The 17,112-nt window shown below is 52.6% G+C and carries 14 protein-coding genes and 5 pseudogenes; 9 read left to right on the plus strand and 10 right to left on the minus strand.

Annotated features, from left to right (window positions below):
* Nucleotides 1-638: 638 nt before the first annotated feature.
* Nucleotides 639-1,775, plus strand: coding sequence for a nitric oxide synthase oxygenase (locus HAPAU_RS14175; protein WP_066384022.1), 1,137 nt, complete (start codon nt 639-641; stop codon nt 1,773-1,775).
* 111 nt (nt 1,776-1,886) lie between these two features.
* Here the strand turns inward: HAPAU_RS14175 and HAPAU_RS14180 are convergent, their stop codons facing one another.
* A complete protein-coding gene (locus HAPAU_RS14180) occupies nt 1,887-2,204 on the minus strand; it encodes a hypothetical protein (protein ID WP_245634128.1) in 318 nt (105 codons plus the stop codon).
* Nucleotides 2,205-2,315: 111 nt separating this feature from the next.
* Between HAPAU_RS14180 and HAPAU_RS21010 the strand changes: the two genes are divergently transcribed.
* Nucleotides 2,316-2,750 (plus strand): hypothetical protein, encoded by a 435-nt coding sequence (locus HAPAU_RS21010; protein ID WP_157078479.1) that lies wholly within the window; start codon nt 2,316-2,318, stop codon nt 2,748-2,750.
* A gap of 1,311 nt (nt 2,751-4,061) precedes the next feature.
* Here the strand turns inward: HAPAU_RS21010 and HAPAU_RS14195 are convergent.
* Nucleotides 4,062-4,352, minus strand: a complete 291-nt coding sequence (locus HAPAU_RS14195; RefSeq protein WP_066384031.1) for a PadR family transcriptional regulator — start codon at nt 4,350-4,352, stop codon at nt 4,062-4,064.
* 127 nt (nt 4,353-4,479) lie between these two features.
* Between HAPAU_RS14195 and HAPAU_RS22910 the strand changes: the two are divergent.
* Nucleotides 4,480-5,146, plus strand: a pseudogene (locus tag HAPAU_RS22910) (RNA-guided endonuclease InsQ/TnpB family protein); the annotation flags it as partial.
* Nucleotides 5,147-5,690: 544 nt separating this feature from the next.
* Here HAPAU_RS22910 and HAPAU_RS14205 read toward each other — a convergent pair.
* A complete protein-coding gene (locus tag HAPAU_RS14205) occupies nt 5,691-7,511 on the minus strand; it encodes an SLC13 family permease (protein ID WP_368085892.1) in 1,821 nt (606 codons plus the stop codon).
* Between the two features lie 948 nt (nt 7,512-8,459).
* On the opposite strand from HAPAU_RS14205, the pseudogene HAPAU_RS23280 reads away from it, so the two are divergent.
* The 4 genes and pseudogenes from HAPAU_RS23280 to HAPAU_RS14225 all read left to right on the plus strand — a co-directional run.
* A pseudogene (locus HAPAU_RS23280) lies at nt 8,460-8,555 on the plus strand (DUF7344 domain-containing protein); the annotation flags it as partial.
* A gap of 25 nt (nt 8,556-8,580) precedes the next feature.
* The gene (locus HAPAU_RS21760) at nt 8,581-8,874 is read left to right on the plus strand and encodes a hypothetical protein (RefSeq protein ID WP_169802659.1); all 294 of its coding nucleotides are present in this window, start codon (nt 8,581-8,583) and stop codon (nt 8,872-8,874) included.
* 721 nt (nt 8,875-9,595) lie between these two features.
* The gene (locus HAPAU_RS14220) at nt 9,596-9,829 is read left to right on the plus strand and encodes an antitoxin VapB family protein (RefSeq protein ID WP_008415464.1); all 234 of its coding nucleotides are present in this window, start codon (nt 9,596-9,598) and stop codon (nt 9,827-9,829) included.
* Nucleotides 9,819-10,208 carry a PIN domain-containing protein gene (locus HAPAU_RS14225; protein ID WP_066384038.1) on the plus strand — a complete coding sequence of 130 codons (390 nt, stop codon included), beginning with the start codon at nt 9,819-9,821 and terminating at the stop codon, nt 10,206-10,208. Before HAPAU_RS14220 ends, HAPAU_RS14225 begins: the two co-directional genes overlap by 11 nt.
* A 164-nt stretch (nt 10,209-10,372) precedes the next feature.
* Here HAPAU_RS14225 and HAPAU_RS22915 read toward each other — a convergent pair.
* Together HAPAU_RS22915 and HAPAU_RS22920 are read right to left on the minus strand one after the other, a co-directional pair.
* Nucleotides 10,373-10,939: pseudogene (locus HAPAU_RS22915) on the minus strand (glycerophosphodiester phosphodiesterase).
* 1,019 nt (nt 10,940-11,958) lie between these two features.
* Nucleotides 11,959-12,246, minus strand: a pseudogene (locus HAPAU_RS22920) (metal-dependent hydrolase); the annotation flags it as partial.
* Nucleotides 12,247-12,501: 255 nt separating this feature from the next.
* On the opposite strand from HAPAU_RS22920, the gene gvpJ reads away from it, so the two are divergent.
* Nucleotides 12,502-12,714 (plus strand): gas vesicle protein GvpJ, encoded by a 213-nt coding sequence (gene gvpJ, locus HAPAU_RS21020; RefSeq protein WP_157078482.1) that lies wholly within the window; start codon nt 12,502-12,504, stop codon nt 12,712-12,714.
* 199 nt (nt 12,715-12,913) lie between these two features.
* Here the strand turns inward: gvpJ and HAPAU_RS19805 are convergent, their stop codons facing one another.
* Complete coding sequence (locus tag HAPAU_RS19805; RefSeq protein WP_084383740.1) at nt 12,914-13,237, minus strand: hypothetical protein; 324 nt, start codon at nt 13,235-13,237, stop codon at nt 12,914-12,916.
* 519 nt (nt 13,238-13,756) lie between these two features.
* Nucleotides 13,757-14,152, minus strand: a complete 396-nt coding sequence (locus tag HAPAU_RS14235; RefSeq protein WP_066384045.1) for a hypothetical protein — start codon at nt 14,150-14,152, stop codon at nt 13,757-13,759.
* Nucleotides 14,153-14,606: 454 nt separating this feature from the next.
* Here HAPAU_RS14235 and HAPAU_RS14240 point away from each other — a divergent pair, with 454 nt between their 5' ends.
* Nucleotides 14,607-15,476, plus strand: a complete 870-nt coding sequence (locus tag HAPAU_RS14240; protein ID WP_066384047.1) for a universal stress protein — start codon at nt 14,607-14,609, stop codon at nt 15,474-15,476.
* Nucleotides 15,477-15,555: 79 nt separating this feature from the next.
* Here the strand turns inward: HAPAU_RS14240 and HAPAU_RS14245 are convergent, their stop codons facing one another.
* The 3 genes and pseudogenes from HAPAU_RS14245 to HAPAU_RS21765 all read right to left on the minus strand — a co-directional run.
* Nucleotides 15,556-15,843, minus strand: a complete 288-nt coding sequence (locus HAPAU_RS14245) for an amphi-Trp domain-containing protein (RefSeq protein WP_066384049.1) — start codon at nt 15,841-15,843, stop codon at nt 15,556-15,558.
* A gap of 575 nt (nt 15,844-16,418) precedes the next feature.
* Nucleotides 16,419-16,733: a DUF5789 family protein gene (locus tag HAPAU_RS14250; RefSeq protein WP_066384050.1), complete on the minus strand. Its 315-nt coding sequence runs from the start codon at nt 16,731-16,733 to the stop codon at nt 16,419-16,421.
* Between the two features lie 146 nt (nt 16,734-16,879).
* Nucleotides 16,880-17,112: pseudogene (locus HAPAU_RS21765) on the minus strand (hypothetical protein); the annotation flags it as partial.

The following is a 17,112-nucleotide window of genomic DNA, read 5'->3' on the forward strand; positions in this document are numbered from 1 at the left end:
AAACGTAGCGTGGAGATCCGTGCTTCTGGTCTCTCGCCGACCGGTGAGTGGTTCGCGGAATCGGATGCGCCGGAGCCTTGTGCGACATCGACGGCTAGCAAATCGTAATCGTTGCACAAGGTCGTCGGCGATACTTGGATCCGATTGTTCGCCTGTGGAGACTGCGCTTCCTACGGACACCCATTTGGTGTCTGCAAAGCGCGTTCATCAGATTCCGGAGGAATCTGATTGGCTGTCAGACTCTCCAGTCTGACAACGTCATGGAAGCAGGAAGCCCTGCCCTCAAGGAGCGAACGGCGTCAGCCGTGAGCGAATAGGGCAGGGTAGTTCACTATCACCATCACCGGGTGGGTAAAGTAGAAAGCCTCAATGTCGCTATCTTAGATTATCGCGACATCGACAGAGATGATCCGTCGGTGCTTCTGGGCGTTGGCAGAGGTGTCCGCTTGTGAGCAGACGACACGCAGCGGTGACCGTACTCTTTGACGACGCCGACGTCAACCCCGAATTTGTCTGCGACCGTTTCTGGACCCGCGTTGAAGACAGAGAGATATCGTCCGTGGAAAATTCCTGTCATATGACTACTACTTGTCTGTCGCAGTCGCCAAACGTAAATTCGGGTCGGGTTAAATGGACACATGCCTGGATCCTTTTTCGAGTACTCTCAGGAAGAGCTCTACGCTGAGGCTGACGCGTTCATTCGGGACTGTTATGCAGAACTCGGTCGCGAATCGGAAATCGAGGACCGGCTTGACGAGATAGCGGATGCAATCGAGCAGCGTGGCCACTACGATCACACATCGTTCGAACTTGAACACGGTGCGAAAATGGCCTGGCGGAACAGCAACCGCTGTATCGGGCGCTTGTTCTGGCACCACCTGAACGTCGCCGACGCGCGTGACTGCGAAACTGCCCGCGAGGTACATGAAGCCTGCTGTACCCATCTCGAACGTGCGCGCAACGGTGGCGACATCAAACCGTTGTTAACGGTCTTCAAACCGATAATCAAGGGGGAACAGCAGGTCAGACTCTGGAATTACGAACTACTGCGCTATGCTGGCTACCAAACCGAGGATGGCATTGTTGGGGATCCCGACGAAATCGAGCTGACCGCGTATTGCCAATCGCGTGGGTGGGAGGGTGAGGGAACTCGATTCGACATCCTGCCCCACATCGTGCAGATCCAGGATCAAGAGCCGGAGCTATTCGAGGTCCCCGAGTCGGCCATCGGTGAGGTACGACTTCGTCACCCCGAATACGAGTGGTTAGAGGACCTCGGGCTGAGGTGGTATGACGTTCCTGTCGTCTCGAACATGCGCTTAGAGATTGGTGGACTTCACTACCCGGCTGCCCCGTTTAATGGTTGGTACGTGTCGACGGAGATCGGGGCCCGAAACCTCGCGGATCAAGACCGCTACGATATGCTGCCGGTCGTCGCTGAGAAACTCGGGCTCGATACGCGGAACGACCGATCCCTCTGGAAAGACGAGGCACTACTCGTGTTGAACCGCGCGGTGCTGCGTTCTTTTGACGAGGACGATGTCCAGATCGTCGATCACCACACTGTGACCGACCAGTTCAAACAATTCGAGCGAAACGAAGCGGAGGCCGGGCGAGACGTGACGGGTGAGCGTTCCTGGTTGTTGCCACCGATGAGTTCAGCGACGACACACGTATTCGAGAATGACTATGACAACACCATCAAGAAACCAAATGTCTTCTATCAGGAAGCGCCAGCGGAGTTGAGTGAACGGCGCGAATCGCTTAGTCGGTGATCCTGAGTGACTGAGTCGTTAGCCTAACCTTTCTTCGCGCTTGCACCCTGTGGCTCACAAACGACATCAATACTAGCATCCTATCTATAAATTAGTTGATGTACTTCCTCATTAACGGCCGACATCGCAGGTATCCCGATACTGTTGATAGTACGCCGTCTCGACAGTCCAGAGATCGAACCCACCTGGGTTTTGGTCACGGAGTTCAGTGAGAAGTCGCGGGTAGTCAGAGAGCTGCAGTGTCCGGTCCTCGCCGAGGAGGGCTGCAACCCTATATCGATCACCGATTGCATAGTTCGTCGGATCGTGAACTGCGAGAACGCCCGTGGCGGTCGCAGGTCCGATCCCAGGAATTGACGTGAGGGTTTCTAGCTGGAGTTTCGGATCATAAACTGAGAAGGCCGCTTCACAGATTCGCTGGACGAACACTGCAGTCTTACTTTTTATATTTTCGGCTCAACACTACGCGAGCATCCCCTTAGGTACTCATCATTCAGTTTGAGAAGCACTCTTTAATAGAGTTTACCAATAACTACGTCTATGACTGAACCCGTCTATTCCAGCGTCGATGAGTTTGATGATACAACTCGCTCATTACTTGAGGACCACCTCTCTGAAGACGAGACAATACTCCTCGGAATTGGATGTACGAAACGGCAAAGGTGGACTCCGGGGTATTGGGGAGTACCTCTTCGGAAACTCATTTTGACCAATCAACGGATCATCGACTTCAAGAACAGCAGGTTCAGCACGCAGTTTATGGCGTTCAGCCTTGAAGAAATGAATGCTCCCGTGTGTGAATTTCTTCTCCGAGGCAATTATCTCACCGTTCAGGGGAACGATATCGAACGACGATACCGAGTCAAAGGAGATACTGGACGCGAATTTGCGTTTGCGGTCCGTGATCAACTCAAACAACAGCGTCAGCCATCGGAGTCTTTCTGGCGTGATACACTGGGGTTTGGCCGTAAATGAGTCACGTCTCACTAGGGAGTCAGCCAACTAAGGGTTATTCTGCGCTAGATCTGGCCGGTACTGATACCCGAGCATGGCTCTTCGGTCCTCTGAGCTACAAGGACCGCAAGATCAGCGAATCGCTTGCGCAAGTAAACTCCAACCACTGTGTTGGGGGGTGAACAAACGGAGTTATTCCATGTGGCACCAGTTGTATAGCGATGACCGATGAGGACGACTCTCTCAATGAGGAGACGATCCGTAAAGCGATTGATCACGCACAAAGCGGGGCGCCCGCGGCTGGATCAGCGGTCCGTGAGCGATTCGCTGTTCGAATTCATCTTGGAACTGACCCATCGTCTCAACACCCCATTTGACGAGTTGCTCCCGTTCAGCAAGTATGACCTCTTGTTCGGTATGTACGACGTTCCGAGCACTGGGGATCGATGTGACAAGCGATGAGGCGAGTCCACTCGTTGTGATACACTGTGAGAGAATATCGGTTGGCGGGATTGGAGGACTATTGACTACTGGGCTCACACAAGCGAGGATCGCAGAGCGATTCGATAGGAAATCCCATCCAGTTGTACGGGGCCGCCACTATCGCTCAGTGAACTACTCACCAAAACGACAATGAAACTGGCACTCAGATTGGCAATATGGCGCGATACAGTGAATGTCTTTATCCAGACAGAGCTATGCGATCCTCGAAACTAATGTTCATGTCGAACGATATATCACTTGGAATCATCTGTGTTCACATTTATATTGGTATTCAGATTATACTTCTTGAATGTGTTTTATCACCGAATATTCCGTCCTTGAATGTTTATTTAGTAACACTTACTTCGATGAAAATGTATGACGCACACGATGGTAGATCCAGTTTGCCGACCGCCGGATGGAGCATGCCCAGCGTGTGGAATGCCACTTTCTTTCCGGCCATGCCTGAACTGCATGGAGCGGCGGACACTTACCGAGGACAACAGCCAATGAGGTACTCCGGGAGTCCTCTCATAACCATCTCTCCATGGTGATTCCTAGAATGGCGCTATCGCGTCCTGAGTCAGTCTTGTCCCCGACTGACACTGACACAGTAGCCCACTGCTTTAGCACTCCATCTTATCATTCCCTCTGACTTTCGACATTACCTTGGAACGGTTTGTACAGTAGGATTCTACACGTGTTATGCTAGCGTGAGCTCTCAATGCCTATGAGTGGGTAAAGTGACGAACGTCTCTATCGAGTCGAAAACCAGTTCGCACAAGTATTCACCGACGAAACAGAATCTACGACTAATTGGTGCCCCTCGGACCGATACCCCTCTCGTGACTAGGCTGCGCTCAGCGTCTCACGGAGGTACTGCTGTTCCCATTCTTGACGAGCATCGAGTTCTCGCTGGCCACGTGCCGTGAGTTTATACAGGTTCGTCCGCCGGTCCATCTGTGACTTCTCGACGAATCCTTTGTTGACGAGGGTGTCGAGATTTGGATACAGTCGGCCATGATGAATCTCCGTCTCGTAGTACTCCTCAAGTTCGTCTTTGAGTGCGAGGCCGTGTGGATCGTCTAATCCGCCGATGACGTAGAGCAAATCTCGTTGGAAGCCGGTGAGATCGTACATATCTATAGAGTGTCTTCTATCCTTGTCAACTTACTGCATGGTATCCACTATGAGCGTGTCTGATTTAACTAATTGAGGCGCTAAGTTCCCTTCCTCAAGGAGCGCCGAAAGCGCGAGTAGGGAGGGGATACAGCGTTCACGAGAGCTTCGCTATCATATCGACGTGTGTCGGCAACTGTACAACCACTGCCTCTACGAACTTAACGAATCCGACGGCGGTATTCCGGCACGCTACGACCTTCAGGGACAACTCCCCGATCTCAAGAAATGGTGGACCGATCTGACGGGCGTTCACTCGAAGGTGCTCCAGATGGTCGTCAAGCGCGTCTACGACAACCTTTCGACGCTCAAAGTACAGAAGGACAACGGGCGTACTGTCGGGATGTTGAAGTGGAAGCGTCCTCGGGACTACCGTTCCCTCACCTACAGTCAGACCGGCTTCAAACTCAAGAACACGAGCGGACGGTCCCAATTGTGGTTGAGTAAGATTGGAGACATACCGATCCGACTCCACCGCTAACTCCCCGACGGTTCGACGGTCAAACAAGTCACGGTCAAACGCGAACCCACGGGCGAGTGGTTCGCCGTCCTCGGGATAAAAACTGAGAATGATGCGCCACCGAAACCCGAGAACCCTGAGAAGTGCGCGAGATCGACGTAGGATTCTCTCGTATGTCCACGATTCGGACGGCTTCTCAGTCGGGTTACTCGACCTCTCGGACGAACGCGAGCGGTTGGAACGCGCACAACGGCCGAGCAGGAGATCATACCCTTCCTCAGGGAGTTCGTACTGGTTCGTGCGCTTATCAAATCGTATCAAAGATCGCCGCAGTCTATTGATTTATTAGAGCCCACTACCGTGGACAGCGATAAATTTACAGGCAAAACTGCCCAGACTAGTTTGTCTACACAACGATTTCAATCGTCTCCTGCTCCTATTAAGCAGTATGACTGATCGCAACTCAGCTCGGAAGCACACGTTTCAAACCATCGATGGAGTTGAGGCGATCTTCAATTTCGACCTTGGTGAACTCTTTTTATACATACCACCGAATAAGCTGTGCTATATTCGTGTTCAAGAAGATGATTAGATCCAGGGAGGAAACATACGGACACAGAGACGCCAGACAATGGATTCACAAACTCTCCGAGCTATTTTTGACTAAACCGGTGAAAACTACGCGCTCTATGAAATCGCAAGATGTGAAGAGGGTTTCAACAGAGCCAGATAAACAAAAATGATTTCGAAAACGGACATTCTGACGTCAGCAGAACAAAATTCCCGAATCGTTCTGCCGTAGACCGTCGATACCTGGGTACAGTGGGCTTTGAGTCGTCTCACACTCCCCAAAAGAGGACGATGCCACCGACCGTGGCTATCGACAACAGCAACTGGAGTGGTGCACCGACCCGGAAGTAGTCCGTGAACCGGTAGCCGCCCGGCCCGTAGACGAGTAGGTTCGTCTGATACCCGATGGGCGTCATGAAGTCCGCGCTGGCCGCGAACGTGACAGCGAGGACGAACGCATACGGGTCCAGCCCCATTTCGGCCGCCGCGTTGGCGGCGACAGGGATCATGAGGATGACGCTTGCACTGTTGCTGACAACCGCCGTCACGAGCGTCGTGATGACGTAGACCACCCAGAGGACGCCGACGGCGGGGAGGAAACCGGCACTCGTAGCGACCAGCGACCCGACGGAGGCCGCTGCACCCGTTCCCTCAAACGCGATTCCTAGGGGTATGAGGCCGGCGAGGAGAAAGATCACGTCCCACTCGACGGCCTCGTAGAGTTCGTTTGGCCGTACGACACCCGTCAGGATCATCGCGACGACGCCCGAGAGCGCCGTCGTGAGGATATCGAAGCGTCCCGTCGCAGCCAGACCGACGACGCCGGCGACGATGGCAATCGCGACCGGGATCTTCGACTCCCGGTAATTGGGGTCGGCGGGCATAGCCGTGACGATGAAGTCGCGCTCCGTCGCAAGGCGATCGACGATCTCCTCGCTCGCCTGGATGACAAGCGTATCCCCCCGACGGAGGGGCGTCCGGTCCATCCATTCGTGGAGCAGTTCCGACCCCCGTCTGACGGCGAGGACGTTCGTGTCGTAGGTCTGTCGGAAGGCCGCACTCTCCAACGTCTCCCCGGTCAACGACGACCACGACGGCAGGACAAGTTCGATGAGTGTCTCCCCTTCCCGGTCAGGTGCGAGCGCCGCCTCGGTCACGTTATCGGTGCTGAACGACAGCCCTTGAGAGGTCATCAACCTCCGGAGCGTCGGAAAATCGGCACGAACGACGAGCACGTCGCCGGGCCGAACCGTGTTCCCCGCCAGCGGTTCCAGAAACGTTCCCTCGCCGCGAACGAGGGAGACGATGTCTGCGTCGAGTTCGATCCCTTCCATCGTGTCACCGACGGTCCGACCGACGAACGAGGAGTCCTCGTCCACGAGGACCTCCGCCAGGTACGGCTCAAGGTCGTACTCCTCTAGGATGGTCTCGGTCGGGAGGACTCGCTCGGGGATAAGTCGCTGCCCGACAGTCATGAGGTACACAGTCCCAACCACAAAGACGATGATGCCGAGCTTCGTGAACTCGAACATCGAGTACGCGTGGAGGGAGGGGTACTGCCCCCCGAGCCGTCCCGCAACGTTGCTGGCGATGAGGTTCGTTGAGGTGCCGATGAGCGTCAGCATACCGCCGACCATGGCCCCATAGGAGAGGGGAATCAGGAGCTTCGAGGGAGAGGTCCGCCCTCGGTCGGCGACGTCCGAGACGACGGGGATGAGCATGGCAACGATGGGCGTGTTGTTGAGGACAGCCGACGGGAGCCCCGCGAACGCGAGCGTGGCACCGAGTTGCTTTCGCTGATCGGTGCCTGCGAACGAGGCCATTCGCTCGCCGAGCTTCTGGACGGCTCCCGTCTGGCTGACGCCGTAACTCAACACGAGCATCGCCAGCACGGTGATCGTCGCGTCGTTCGAGAACCCTGAGATCCCCTCTGAGGGCGATATTCCGGTCCACGGCCCGAGGACGATGAGGGACGTCATGACGATGAACGCGGTAACGTGGGGTGGAAACACTTCCACGACGAACATGAAGAAGGCAGCCGCTGCGATGGCGAAGACGACCACCATTTCCGTCGTGAGAGGAGGAATCATTGGTTACGTTTGCTGCGAGGGCCAATGGCAGCACTTCCCTCTATCAACGATAGCAAACCATTAAATGATTAGTTCGGTTCGCATCACTTGACTCTCGACGCACGCGATTCGAACAGACGACCTCGACTACCACGCTCACTGCTGCTGGCCGGGGCGACAGTCCGCGCCCACCCCTGAGATAATCGATTCGTTCAACGAGGTTAAGAGCTACATCCGATTTTGCGTTCATGCGACGTAATCGACTCTTACTAACATCGATTCAATACTAATACTGAAGAGTAATGTCCGAGAAGGCCCTCGTCATAGATCGCTGTCCAGTATGCAATGAACACTTCCTCGCGACATCCTGTGATGAACTGTATCGACTCACTAACTCGCACGATCTTGATCAGCACGGTGAGATCCAACCAGCGAGCACACAGGAGATTCCGGACTTTCGATGAGATATGAGTACTCACAACTCCCCAAACGATAGTGATGAGTTCAAATTTATGAATACCCCAGTGCACCACTTACGAATCAACGGTGTTGTCGACGACGGCATTTTAAGTATTCATGATACACAGAACGCCTTCGGGTGGATCGAACTTGAGCTACCGAGTAAGTACGCTGTCTTCAACCTCCGAACGATGCGCTAACTCCGATCAAACCATAATACATAGCCGAAACTACTTAATCTCTTTCAGAAAACGCTTAGAGTCACTCACATCGGGTCTATTTCCGAGTAGAATAAGGAAAGACACAATGGTGGTGGTTGGTCTCGTAGAGAGCGTCTCGGATAAGGTTTCGAAATAGCCATTTATTACTTTGTTTCATTTTCTGCGAATAGAGCTCAAATATTCAACAAGGAGAACTGACACTCAGTCTTTATTCACCCATCGGTCAACGATAGATTGCCTAGGTACGACAGCAATATGGGAGCCTACTTCGCATGCAGGGGTTGTTAGATTGAGTGATCTCGCAGACGCGCTTGCAGAGTGGGAACTGGAAACTGAGGGTGCGTATGTCACTCATAGGGATCGACAACGCGCGTATGTCTCGCTCTACCAGACACATCTGCCAAAACTCGATGACGCAAACATCACTGAGCAACGGGCTCGTGACGGGTCGTTCCGGGAAGGACTACTCGGAGTGTCTGATTTCGCTTCAGGATCATCAGGGTTGGATCCCGATGCGGGTCGAAGCCTCGCCATTCGAGAATATGTTGCTCAATTACGACCCGAACGGCGGTCTTGAGTTTGCACAGTACGTTGCCGATGAACACGGCGGCGAGGAGTTCGAGCAACTGGCCGCCGAGTCCGTGGCCGACCAACAGGACGAGAACCCAGACACAATCACGAAACCCGCACTCGCTGACGACTAACGAACCACCGTTCTAATGGGGCCGCCATCTCAAACGTGGCGGTGTGACACATATTTTGAGCGAGCACTCGTCCGGAGCCGTCTCCGTAAGCTCCCTCTAACAATACTGATATGACGGTATAGAGGAGATGGGACACCCTTGGCATACTTCGTCTGGTAGGAGGTTGTTGGTGACTCATGGGGTGTCCTGCTATGATTCGTTTAACTCTCCCCGCTACTCGGCTCTCCACTATCTGGCAGGCGGTTCTCTCGTGCGTGTGGTATGATGACTGTCCCGAGCGAGCGAGGGTTCCAGGAGTCAGCTGTGGCACGTATCAGAGGTCAGTTCGTATCTGGAGGACGGATAGATACAGCTAGCCGATTTATCATCATGTGTAACTTTTTCGGCTGATTTTTGTCGCGCGAGCCGTCGTTTCGGGTTGGATTTTTCGCGCGCTTCTGCGAAGGTGGCTGTGGTATTTTGAATTTAAGTCCTTAGGCACGCCTCCTAAGGGGAAACTGACATTCCGTGTCGAAAACGGGCTAACCCTTCACTGTGAGGCGGTGCGGTTCATCCCGCTGCGGTGGAGGAAGCAGGGCTATTATCTCGCACTTTTCTACTTTTCCAAACTGAGTAGAAGCATTTCTGATTAGCCGTCATGCGTCTGAGGACCATCCGCCGATTACCGCTCTTTTTCTGAAGGAGACAGCTTTATGGTGCACGTGAACGTACATGTACGTGTATGGCTACAAAGACACTCACGATTACCGAGGACGCCTATGAGCGCCTGAAAGCGCACAAGCGCGGTGACGAGAGCTTCAGCGATGTGGTAAACCGACTCTCGAAGTCACGAGACAACCCGAAAAAGGCGCGAGGGCTTTGGGATGACATCGACGCAGGGCAGGACCACAAAGAGAAACACCAACAACTTGGCGAGGAGATTGACGACCACTACGATGAGATGTTTGGACAATAGCGTCCTAAGCGACTATCTTCGCTCCGACAACCCCCGCCACGAACAGGCGGCCACAGTAATCGAGTCCTACGATGGAGCGTGGTATCTCCCGATACCGGTGTTGTGGGAGGCTCTGCGATACGGGGCACAGGCCTCCCGAAAACCAGGTGTTACCGAAACTGAGGCAGCGCTAAATTGGGCCGATCCCCTTCCGGTGACGGCAGGTGCAGTCACTGAGGCGGCCATGATCGAGGCTGAACTCCTCGACCAGGGCACGCCGATCAATGCAGTGGACATGCTAATAGCAGGGATTGTCCGTGAAGCAGGCGCGACGATCGTTACTCGCGATAGTGACTTCAACCGTATTGAGGGCCTCCAAGTCACCAATATTGACGAGTAGGGTCTATCGCTGGCTACTCGTCGACGTCGTCGCTCTCCTTACTCTCCTCGTCCGCCGATTCAATTCACCAGCCTGCCGTGCTTCCTGCCAGGTATCAATTGTATAGACGTTCACCTCTCGTTTTTCCTTGTGAGCTGTCTCTACAAGATCCGCATCAAGAACACTCAAGGACGGATTAATCGCCTCTGCATCGAGTTCCCGAGCAATCTGGAGGTTCCTCTCTGTGTTTGAGCCAAATAGCTTTGCGACCGGGACAGATGAATTAGTATCTCGAACGAAGAGACGTACCACTTCCCAGGGTAGTTAGACGCGATCTCTATCGTTCGTTCAGTGACTTCTTTCCAAGAATACTCGCCGGCTGCCTTAAATTCGATATTTAGTGTGACACTTGGTCGGGCCGCATCGAGAATTTCCTTCAATATTGGGATCGTCTCCCCACTCTCGAGGACTTCTGCTTCAAGGATTGTCTCGGCGGGCATCTCGGCTACTGGTCCCTCTTTATCCGTCAAATCGTCAAGGTACTCGTCATGAAAGACAACGATTTATCCATCATTAGATGTCTGAATATTAATCTCAATTCGATCTGCTTTGAGTTGTGATGATCCCGCAACCGCTGCAACGGTGTTTTCCGGATAGATATCCGCATAGCCTCGGTGTGCGGTGATACACGGTGATTGATTCGTTCCCTTTCGCTGGGTTTTCTGTGCGACAGCGTGTTGCTTAACACTGATGTTCCAATCACTGAACTCGTGAGTGCCCCGATTGCACCCATGAACGTTCGCCGGTTAGTTGTCGCATCTACATTCGACTCGGTGCTATCAGTTTCGCTTTGTTTACCGAACATCGCCGAATAAATTCTTGTTTTACATAATAAATTTATAGCTAGAGAAGACAAATAAAGATATATTATTGTAGGAAACATAGCGTCGCACTCATCTAAGGGCCTAGTTCAGCGACCAACCCTAGAATCTCTAAGGAGATTCTGATCAGATCGTTGATTGATCACACGTAGCGTTACCATTCCACACCACTACCGCTGACAGGCAGGGATCGAATTTCTGGATGGTCAATTGGCGAAATACGTTTTTGGCTCGTGCCCGTAGCACAGGTATGTCTACGACCGTCAAACTCCCCGTTGACGACGAGGTCTCTTGGCATTTGGCGATCTCTGCCAGCCATGGCACGACTGCGCCGGCGACTGATATCCCCATGAGCATCGCGCCAGGAATGTACGCGAAGCGGGGCTGGGTGATCACAACGGCCGTAATGGTGAACCACGCCCGTCGTAGAAACAGGAAACCCCGTCCTCAGCGATGCCGTTAGGACGAGCAGGGTGGGGTAATTCGTTAGACTAGTACAGTAGAATTATGCACCTCTTTCGCAAACAGGTAATTCAGAGGGAACTACCGCATGGAAGGATTTCAAATCGAACCTGTGGATAGTTCACCCGAGGGTTATCGGATACATATTACAACAGCAGACACGGATCTCTCATTTCAGTGTGATAGAGACCAACTCGAGATGCTCCAGACCTGTATCGAACGAACTCTCGCAGAGACTACTCTCACTAGTTGTTGTCTGAATGATGAGACGGGGTTTGCTCTGTCGCCGTGGATAGATAGTAATGAAGGCACTCACAAGCTCGTCATTAATGTTGCAGGAGAGATTGCTTCGCTTCCGCTTGATCAACAGCAATTAGAGTTCTTTGCTCATTCTGAAATCGATGCTATGTGTGAGTAATTGCGTTCAGTCACTCATTGCTCGGGTGGCTCTTACAGGCCATTGGTGATTCTGAATCAATCACCAAGTGCGAGACAACAGCGAGGCCACTTGCCAGTTCAAGTCGCTTGGGGAAGCGAACAAGGGTAGCCACGGCGACGACCACACCGACGAACAACAACGTATGCGTTATCCCCCGGTGAACGAATGGTGTTCCCCAAGCCGCTGGGAAGAAGAAATCGACGTCGGGAAGAATTCCAACGATAACACCGACGGTTGGGTTGACGTCTGTAAACGCCTGGACGAGCGCATAGCCAACGAGAGCATGCGTGTACTCGCGACCGTTTCGGACTACTCACTCTTGTCTTTGATATCGAATTATGAGTTTAACCCTATTTCCAGTAATATTGTTAGACCACATGAGTGGCTGGTGAACAATATAATAATTACTTACTGTTTTAGCTCTCGTTCCAAGGTTAATTGCTATTGTAATTGATATTTTATACAGTTAAGGTAGAGATTATCTACGAAACACTAAGTGGATACAGATACGGTACCTATTCATAATGAGATTATGAGTTCAGCTCGACCAAGCACGTCAAGTCTAGCAGCGATACTGGACCGAATTGTCGATAAAGGTATTATCATTGACCTCTGGGATCGTATTTCCGTACTGGGACTCAAGATTATCACTGTTGAAGCTCATCTCGTGATTAGCTCTATCGAGACGTTCCTTCACTACGTGAGAAAAATGTCACAGCCCTCCTCTTCGTCAAGAACGCCATAGATATTAATTTTAAATAATACTTCTGCATGGAATTGAGCGCCTGCAAGAACGTCCGATACAGATCGACAGCTCTCTCGAAGAGCTGTACAGCGTTTCGCCGAAGCCATGTATCCGATAGACATTTGGACTCTTGATACGGGGAAGATATCAGCTATAACTACACTAGCAGAGAATTACGACCACGACCGTTCACAGAAGATCATGCATCAAGCACTTTGGAAACAGCGATCTCGAGTGCTTCTGTTGCCGTATTTTTGGTTGTGCAGCCAGTAATAACCATCTTTTCACTTGCAAATAGCATCACAACCACACTTGGCTTTTCGAGCCAATAGATAAGTGCTGAAAATTGCTCTGGTTCATACTCGATTTGTTCGACTCCCACTGTAAGAGCAACCATAGCAAGGTCCACTGACTGACCACGATCAGCACTAGTTACGATATTGTCAATGGATATGTACGGCGGATCCAGTAGATCAATGTGTAGTTCTCCACTATCTGGGGGTTCGTTCGTATCGGGCAGCATTCGGAGTAAGCTGGACTGGATATTACCGGTGCTGGTGGGGACATCATGTATGTTGCACGTGGCACAGAGATCGTGCCGGCGAGAAGCAACATTGTCACGCTCGCTTGCGTCCTCTACTGGCGATCAGAACAAACGTGTCGGTGTGTTTGAGCCTGAGTCATTGTCTGCGTTGTCCGGTCCAATTTCGCTGGCAACGTGTGTTCCGTATGGGCTGCGGTAAACGGACCTGGAGTCGTTCCGGACAGCCGAGACTACGGGTGAGGTTCTGTGAGCTGGCCGTTCTTTCGTTGAGCGAGTTGGGTTGTTCAGGGCCATACGACGATTTAGCATTGTTGGAATCTCTCAAACGGTGATGTTTTTCCCAGAAGTTGTGCTGAATACACAGCGCGTATCTTGCACATCACCTGTGTGAAAACGGCGTTACCTCCAGCCGTCCTGTGTTCGCACCATTGATGACGTCAACTGTCCAGACTCTTAGTCGATCGCGCTCGGAATCGTAGCTTCCTGGCTACAGATCGTTCAGGGATTCGTCGGAGTGCGCGTATAGCGGATGAACTGTATCACAGCGGCGAGAAGGACGAGACAGATGACTATCATCGTGCCCTGTGAGATGGTCGCGATAGTCGATTCGACTGCTCCACCCGTTAGCAACGCGATTATGTCCGGGATTCCACGCGTCGATCCCAGCACTCCGAGCACCGCCAGTAGGCCGATTCCGTAGGCGGCCAGTCGTTGCCGATCTGTCCGTTGGTATCCAACCACGCCCAAGACGGCGATGAGAACGCCGAAGACGGCTGGAATGAGCGCCGTGACACTCACAAAGTTGGAGAGCACGTAGGCGCCGACGCCCAAGGCGACGAGTGCGGTTCCGAGTACGATGCCCAGCATGAATGCGGACGTCCTTGAACTCGCCATATACGGAACCGTATGTGGGGCAAATGTATAGGTTTGGCTCTGTTGAAACCCTCTTTACATCTTGCGATTTTGTAGAGCACGTAGTTTTCACCGGTTTGATCAACAATGGCTCGTAGAGCATCTCTCCAGAATGTCAGTAACGAAGGATTTCAACAAAACCATAGGTTTCTATACTGTATCTCCAATCTGTTGAACTCACGCTCTATATCGATCACATCGTTACTAACAGGGATCGATTAGTTGGCAACGGTTCTGCTGCATATACAGCGCGTATCTCGAACGTCCACTGGTCGCTTCTGGATACGCACGACAAGATGGATTTCAACCGATACATAACGGGTGGCGTGGGTATGGGGATTACCCAAACGATGCAATCCGAGAGTGGTGGATTCGTGAGCTGAAATTTAGTGGGTGACAAACCATTTAAAGGTAATTCCCATAGTCACTCATACATATGTACGAGAACATTCTGCTCCCGTTCGATGGAAGTGAGAGGGCGGCGGAAGCACTGCATCACGCTGCCGAAATCGCTCACTGGGCCAACGCTACCATTCATATTCTTTTTGTCGCTGATACGACACGCGATAGCGTCACCGTCGTTGAGAACCAGGTCGTTGACGCGCTCGTTCAGGAAGGCGAGGACATTGTCGAGAATGCGGAGCAGACACTGCACACGCTTGGTTCGGACTACAAGTCCGACGTCGTCCAGGGGAATCCAGCGCCGACGATCGTCGAGTACGCCGAGCGATACGACCACGACTTGATTGTAATGCCGACGCACGGTCGGAGGGGAGTATCACGATACCTTCTCGGAAGCGTCACCGAGGAGGTCATCCGTTTGGCTTCTGTTCCTGTTCTCACGGCCCGGATGCAGCCCGATGAGCAGCTAGCGTTCCCCTACGAAAATATTCTTATACCGACAGATGGGAGCGCCGGTGGCGCTCGTGCCGCCGAATATGGCCTCTCGCTTGCAGCGGCTCTCGATGCGACCGTTCATGGGCTGTCCATCGTAGATGAGAGGTCGCTCGGTCTGGACGTTCGTTCAAGCGTGTCTGGACAGGACCGTGAACAGACGGCGACCGATGCCGTTGAGGATGTCGTGTTAGAGGCAGAGACATACGGGGTGACGAACACTGTTCGTCACATCGAACACGGTACACCTGTCCAGAAGATACTCGACACCATCGATTCGAACGACATTGACGCCGTCGTAATGGGGACGACGGGAAAGCGTGGGACTGATCGAATCCTGCTCGGGAGCGTCGCTGAAAAGACCGTCCGCTCTGCGCCAGTTCCCGTTATCACAGTTAAACACAACGAGTAACTCGAAAAGAATGGCTTTGTTGGGATCCTCAGCCTATGATCGGTTTCAGCGGCTGTACTGTATACACAGCGCTAGTTAATCACTCGATTTCTAGCTGGCCGCTCCCACTGTCTCCCCCACTGGCGTTCTCGTCCCATTCGAGTTCGAACTCGATACTCAATTCACCGGATCCATCCGTCGGCCCCTCACGCTCGGCTTTGACCTCGAACGTCGGGCGAGCTGGCGGCTCCATCGTCACGGACTCGGTCCCCGATGTTAGCGTGATTGCGTCCCCTTGTTCCAACTTGTCGGCTACACGGCGAAGGTACGATGCGATCTCCTCTCGACTCTGATCGCTTTCCGATTTGAACAGGACTTCTTCGGGCATATAGAGACATATACCGCCTATGCTGATAACTGCACTCCTCTATCGGGACCGCTCTGGCTGAACTCATCTTCTGTATGCAGCACCTCGTTCTATCGAATTCTGAGGATTTCAACAGAGCTAATGATAACATCTGTAGCCGGGCGCAAAGATTACTCTCTCTTGGTTTGACCTTGTGCAACAAATCTTGGTCTTTTCAATGAGAATAAGACCGCCACTATCCCAAAAACGCTTGCACCTGTGGTGTGGACGTCCATTCCGTCGTGCGCGTCTCATTGCTGGCTGAAAACGTCAAGAGGTATTACACAAGGGAGATTTTCTTTGCGGAGCGACTCCCCTCTGTTGGTCCTAATCAACGGAGACGCTCCGCATCAACGGCCGACAGCGTACGTCTCTTGATACTGCTGGTAATAGGCGTTCTTGACAGTCCGGAGATCGAGCTTGTCTAGGTGTCATCATAGAATGCAATAAGAATTTGAAGGTAGTTAGAACGTCACTGGACTCGGTCGTCACCAAAGAAAGCTGCAATCATATATCGATTACCGTCCAGGTTGAAGATACTGGATTCACGGCGAGACTCAGAACGAGAGCTCATCATCGGGACGATCTTCTCCGAGTGCTGGTGGTGTCCGATCGGAGTAGAATTTCCGCCCGATCGCCTGCTCACCGACCATCGTGAATATGGCGTCGAACACGTCGTCACTATCATCATACGAGCTGGTCTCAAACGGTGCTAATACTTCCTCTAAGGAATAATCGCCATTTGGCACGCTGAGTGTTGCGTTGCCGTGTCGTTCCAGAAGGTCGGCGTTTGCGATCGGATAAGGTAGTTGTTCGAACTCATCGCGCAGTTCCCCGAATTCAATGCCAAACGCTCGATTAGTGGGGGTCATGGTCCGTATGAGCGATGACAACTACCCTGTCCATAGCCACACCCCTGCGTTGTCTATGACGCTATATGGGGGTCGCTCTGAGGAAAATACTACCGGGGTTTTTTGAGATCGTTACTTGCTCGGACCGAAAAGGGGCCTACTTTTGCTTAGTCAGTAGGATTGCCTTCTGGCCCATCGTCGGCTTCGACAGCTCCAAGGATCATGAGAATCCGGTTCACGAACTCCTCGGTCGTGAGGTCGCCGAACAAGCATTCACGCAGCCACTCCACGTCCAAGTAAAGTGCGGCTCGACGGACGTCGCACTCATCATAAAGGGCGAATTTGAATTCCTCAACTGCTTCGAAGAACTCCTCGGCATCTGCCTCATGAATTGCTTGGT

It is taken from the genome of Halalkalicoccus paucihalophilus, from assembly GCF_001593955.1.
GTDB classification, from domain to species: domain Archaea; phylum Halobacteriota; class Halobacteria; order Halobacteriales; family Halalkalicoccaceae; genus Halalkalicoccus; species Halalkalicoccus paucihalophilus.